7 protein-coding genes are annotated in these 4,672 nt (G+C 35.5%); 5 read left to right on the forward strand and 2 right to left on the reverse strand.

What is annotated here, in order from left to right; all coding sequences use genetic code 11:
* Nucleotides 1-332: 332 nt before the first annotated feature.
* Nucleotides 333-641, reverse strand: coding sequence for a hypothetical protein (locus ACW8TM_RS02220; RefSeq protein WP_491531648.1), 309 nt, complete (start codon nucleotides 639-641; stop codon nucleotides 333-335).
* A gap of 72 nt (nucleotides 642-713) precedes the next feature.
* Here ACW8TM_RS02220 and ACW8TM_RS02225 point away from each other — a divergent pair, with 72 nt between their 5' ends.
* The 5 genes from ACW8TM_RS02225 to ACW8TM_RS02245 all read left to right on the forward strand — a co-directional run bounded on the left by ACW8TM_RS02225 (nucleotide 714) and on the right by ACW8TM_RS02245 (nucleotide 4,209).
* Nucleotides 714-1,091, forward strand: a complete 378-nt coding sequence (locus ACW8TM_RS02225) for a hypothetical protein (RefSeq protein WP_491531649.1) — start codon at nucleotides 714-716, stop codon at nucleotides 1,089-1,091.
* 280 nt (nucleotides 1,092-1,371) lie between these two features.
* Nucleotides 1,372-1,533 carry a zinc ribbon domain-containing protein gene (locus ACW8TM_RS02230; RefSeq protein WP_491531650.1) on the forward strand — a complete coding sequence of 54 codons (162 nt, stop codon included), beginning with the start codon at nucleotides 1,372-1,374 and terminating at the stop codon, nucleotides 1,531-1,533.
* A 224-nt stretch (nucleotides 1,534-1,757) separates the two neighbouring features.
* Nucleotides 1,758-2,354 carry a hypothetical protein gene (locus tag ACW8TM_RS02235; protein ID WP_491531651.1) on the forward strand — a complete coding sequence of 199 codons (597 nt, stop codon included), beginning with the start codon at nucleotides 1,758-1,760 and terminating at the stop codon, nucleotides 2,352-2,354.
* Nucleotides 2,355-2,402: 48 nt separating this feature from the next.
* Nucleotides 2,403-3,536: an AAA family ATPase gene (locus ACW8TM_RS02240; RefSeq protein ID WP_491531652.1), complete on the forward strand. Its 1,134-nt coding sequence runs from the start codon at nucleotides 2,403-2,405 to the stop codon at nucleotides 3,534-3,536.
* A 91-nt stretch (nucleotides 3,537-3,627) separates the two neighbouring features.
* The gene (locus ACW8TM_RS02245) at nucleotides 3,628-4,209 is read left to right on the forward strand and encodes a nitroreductase family protein (protein ID WP_491531653.1); all 582 of its coding nucleotides are present in this window, start codon (nucleotides 3,628-3,630) and stop codon (nucleotides 4,207-4,209) included.
* Between the two features lie 64 nt (nucleotides 4,210-4,273).
* Here ACW8TM_RS02245 and ACW8TM_RS02250 read toward each other — a convergent pair whose 3' ends face one another.
* Entirely contained in the window at nucleotides 4,274-4,561 is a 288-nt protein-coding gene (locus tag ACW8TM_RS02250; protein ID WP_491531654.1) for a DUF3303 domain-containing protein, read from the reverse strand.
* Between the last annotated feature and the right edge of the window lie 111 nt (nucleotides 4,562-4,672).

A 4,672-nucleotide genomic window follows, 5' to 3' on the forward strand; every position in this document is an offset into this window, starting at 1 on the left:
CTCTTCCGATCTAAACCATATAAACTTTCCTTACTCCCATCTAAGGTTTAATGAAATAACTTCTTAGCATACTTCATTCTATAAGCAGCTTTTACTTGGACGTCAAGGAGTCACTTTACCATCAATTTTGACTACTCTTCTATCCCTAATATTATTAATTAATTTTTAATTTAATGTAAAAGGCACTTTACACTATACATAAAATCACTCTCCACAAAACGAGATTATTATTTCTTAATTGTTGCTCATAATGAGTCATATTCTTAATCCATGATAGAATTTAGATAGCAAGAAAGCAACATGTTACTTAATTACAAAAGAAGTAGGGAAATTTACTCCCTTTGTTTGATTGCTGCTTTCCTCCATAAGGCTCCTTTAGGGTCTTTAACTATTAAAGCAGCCTCCCATATCGCTATGGCGATTATCACTAAAACTATACCCAAAACCGTTGCTTCAGGCGTCATTTCTATGAATTCTCCCCCCTCCAATAAGAAGCCTGCAATATGATCTACAAGGACAAGGATCGTAGCACCCCATAGAATTGTTGATAGAAACTTCAGCATGTACTTGTCGTTTTCAACATGGACATACCATAAAGCTGTAGCTATAACACTCGCAAGGGCTAATGTTATAAGCCACATTGTCCAACACCGATAGTTTTAAGTATCAGTGTTACTTATTAACGTTTTGGTAACACGGGAGGGCGTAGATCATTGGCATGTTATTTAACTGTTTTACCAATAGCAATAGTGGCCACAATAATTCAAGTAGCAAAGCCTAAAATTGCTGAGAAACTCAAAATAACGTTTCTTAACGCCTTCTTATGGGGTGCCATTATATTACTGACTTTAGAACATATGTGGCATGGAGAGATCGTACCATGGCCACCATTTCTAACCGCTATGACGAATCCAGCCGACATACCGGTAATGTTATATGAGATGGCAACCATTGGCGGAGCAATGGCCGTAGTTGCAGTATCATCTTGGCTTACTGTATTGGGTATATCTAGACTCATGATTTTAAGAGCTATTATTCATCTCAAACAAGTAGAGCTGACAAAACCTATAGCAAGCCCTAAAAATCCTTAGCTCCTCCACATTCCATTTTTCCATTTAAATATTTTAGACAGTTTTGGCTCTGGAGCGTAGAAACCTAGTCTATAGAGAGTATAATCTACATGCTAAGTACTAGGTTACCAAGATTACTGGGAAAGGCAAGGTGACTAACACAGCCGTAATCTATGCTCATGTAAACTCTCTAGATCAGAAGAGTGAATTTGAAAACGAATTCGACGATTGCTTTAGAAGATTTAACGAAAATTAGGGATAAAATAGATTACTCGAAAGAACTGAACAGGAGATTACGCAGATGAAGCCCCAGGAAGTTTCAGCAAATCTTAATGATATTCCTGTCGTTTATGTTAATCCCCTTAAAACTTCAAGCCTCCGCCCAATATGTAGGGATAAGTTAAGCCCGAATGGACAGAGGCTGTTAAAATGTAAATGCAATCTTGAAGCGAATAGAGATTAATCGATAGCTGGAATGTTAGGTTAAGAAGTTTAAAGATAGATGTAGGCAGCTCCATCCCCCAAAAACCCGCCAATGAAACCTAAGGCGGGAAGGCCATCCACAACAAATGTTACGAAAATTAAGAAAGTAGCGGAGAGGCAGAACGGGACAACTCATTCCTAGGAATAGGAATCACATATATAAGTATACTCTAAACCTACTCTCTCAAAGAATTAAAGGAAAAATTGAATTGGACCACACTTGGATGGTGGTATCATAGCAATGAAGACACAATAGACAAAGTTGATAAGGAACTATTCATTCAACATGCAGAAATCTATATACACCTAATAATACGATTGTGTAATGAACCAATTATACCACTAAATTTCGCAACTACAACAAAGTATATAATCGATGAACTAAGAGAACTAAGCAAAATCACTAAAAACAAAGTCAATTTAACTCCAATGAAAGTCGAAGCAGAGAAACTATTAGAGCTAACTAATGAACTAAACGAAATAATAAATGAAAATGAAGAGAGAGCTCAAAGTCAAATAGATATAATAAACAACTGCCTAATGAAATTGTCGAGAATACTAACACCAGCTTTCAGATCAGTAGCTGGAAGATATGGGCAAGACCCATATGGATACACACCGCTCTACAAACCAATTCCAAGACTCTACTATATAGTTGAAAAGCTAACTCAACTGAGTGAAGAAAAAGACCTATATCACCAACTAGAAACAAAGTTCCTGAGAGAAAGAAACAAGCTAATAGACGCATTAACAGATGCACAACAAACAATACAAACAACTCTGAAACTCTTAAAACATTAGTAACAGCTCTATAACGTTGATAAGCAGATTAGGAACATTTATTTACTGGTGGGTACCAGCTATGACCTTTTTGGCCCAAAACCAAAAGTTAAAAGGGAAGATCTGTATGATCGAGAAGAGGAACTAGAGAGACTTAAACTTATCCTAAAAACCTCCCCCTTAATACTTATTCTAGGCCTGAGAAGAACTGGAAAAACATCACTGCTATACACTGCTCTCAATGAATTTAAAGTTCCAAGCATAATAGTAGATCTAAGAACTCTACTACAAGACAAGATAGTATCACTAAATGAATTTACATCAATACTAGGACAACAAATAAATAACTTCCTATTAAAAAGAAGAAAAATTGCAAAATACTTCTTGAAACTAGCAAAACATGTTGAAGGAATAAGAATTATAGGCTTAAGCATATCCTTCAAAAAGTCAAGGAGAGAAAGCATCAATCTGGCAGGGCTCTTTGAAGCTCTAAATGAAGCTGCAGAAAAAGAAGATATGAGGATAGCTGTAGCTTTTGATGAAGCACAAGAATTACGTAGAATTGCAGGATATCGGATTGACATATTACTTGCCTACATATATGATCGTCTCAGAAACATAACATTAATTCTAACAGGCTCTCAAATAGGATTACTATGTGATTTTATGGGAATAAATAATCCAGATTCACCACTCTATGGCAGAGTCAGAAATGAAATATATCTAAAAAATTTCACTTACGAACAGTCAAGAGAATTCCTAATTGAAGGATTTAAACAATATAATATTTATCCACCAGACAGTTTCATAGAATATACTGTAAATAAGCTAAATGGAGTAGTAGGATGGTTAACACTCTTAGGCTATAAAGCTGTTACTCAAAAACGTGTAGATAGAGATCTTGTGGATGAAATGATTGAAGAAGCAGGAAAACTAGCATTAAATGAGTTCAATCACTTCTTAAACTTAAGATGGCAAGCAAAGAAAAGATACATAATAATGATGAGGACAATAGCAAGACTAGAAAAGGCTACTTGGAGCCAAATAAAAACTTCGCTAGAAATTGGCATAAATAAGAAAATAGATGACAAGAACTTTACAAATTTACTGAAAAATTTGATCAAATCCGGCTTCATACATAAAAACCATAGGGGAGAATATGAAATATCCGACCCTATACTCAAATGTACATTAAGACAATGAATATGAAATTCAAACTTATCAATTAAAACCGTAACACTTATACCATCTATGAAATCCTCTTTAGAGCAGTTAGAAGGGAGGAGGAATCTATATGATTTATGAAAAAATTATAGCTAGAAGAACAATTAGAAAATATCAAAGCAAACCAGTACCAAAGGACATCCTAGTCAAATGTGTAGATGCAGCTAGGCTGTCACCTTCAGGAGCAAATCTTCAACCACTAAAATATGTAATTATAAATGATGAAGAGCAGTTAAGAAAGGTTTTTCCATTGACTAGATGGGCTGGCTACCTGCCAGACTATTATCCAACAGAAGAAGAGATGCCAAGAGCCTACATAGCCATACTCCTAGACAAAAATATACGTAAAGATCCAGGTCATGATGCAGGAATAGCTGCAATGGCAATATCGATGGTAGCCTATGACTATGGATTAGGATCTTGCATTCTAGGAGCAATAGATAGAGAAAAATTGAAGGAGATCTTAAAGCTACCAGAAAACCTAGAGGTAATCCTCCTAGTAGCCTTAGGTTATCCAGCTGAACAACCAGTTGTAGATGAGGTGAAGAATGGTGATATACGATACTGGCTAGATGAAAATGGAGTACTTCACGTACCGAAAAGAAGTCTAAAAGAAGTAATGAGATGGAATACTTGGAAAAGGCAAAATTAAACTAAGCGCTTAAAAAATTAAATGAGAAGCTCAAGTCAACATTAATAATCAATGAAATTATTTACTACTTTGATTCTCTGTAGAGTTTTATGAATTTACGGCCGTCAAGCAATGGTGTAAACTTCATTGTCATTTCAGGCATATAGGCTATAGCCATATTAATCAACTGCTTCTCATCTTCAGCTTCTACAATGGCTAAACCCTTAAAGCTACCACCTATTGAATGTGCTTGGAAAATCACCTTTGGATAGTCTTCTGGGCGCTCTTTGGCTAACTTGTTTTGTCGTTCAAGTTTCTCTGCAACTTTCTCAAAATTTTCTGGACAAAATTCCCAGAACATTATGTACTTCAAATTTTTGCCTCCTATATTATTGGTATTTGTATAGCTCCCCACCTCGGAACTAAGACCCTACAAAAGTAAACTAATTTTACTCGAGTAGAATCCTAATTAATTATCACAAAA

It is taken from the genome of Candidatus Culexmicrobium sp. (genome assembly GCF_058356305.1).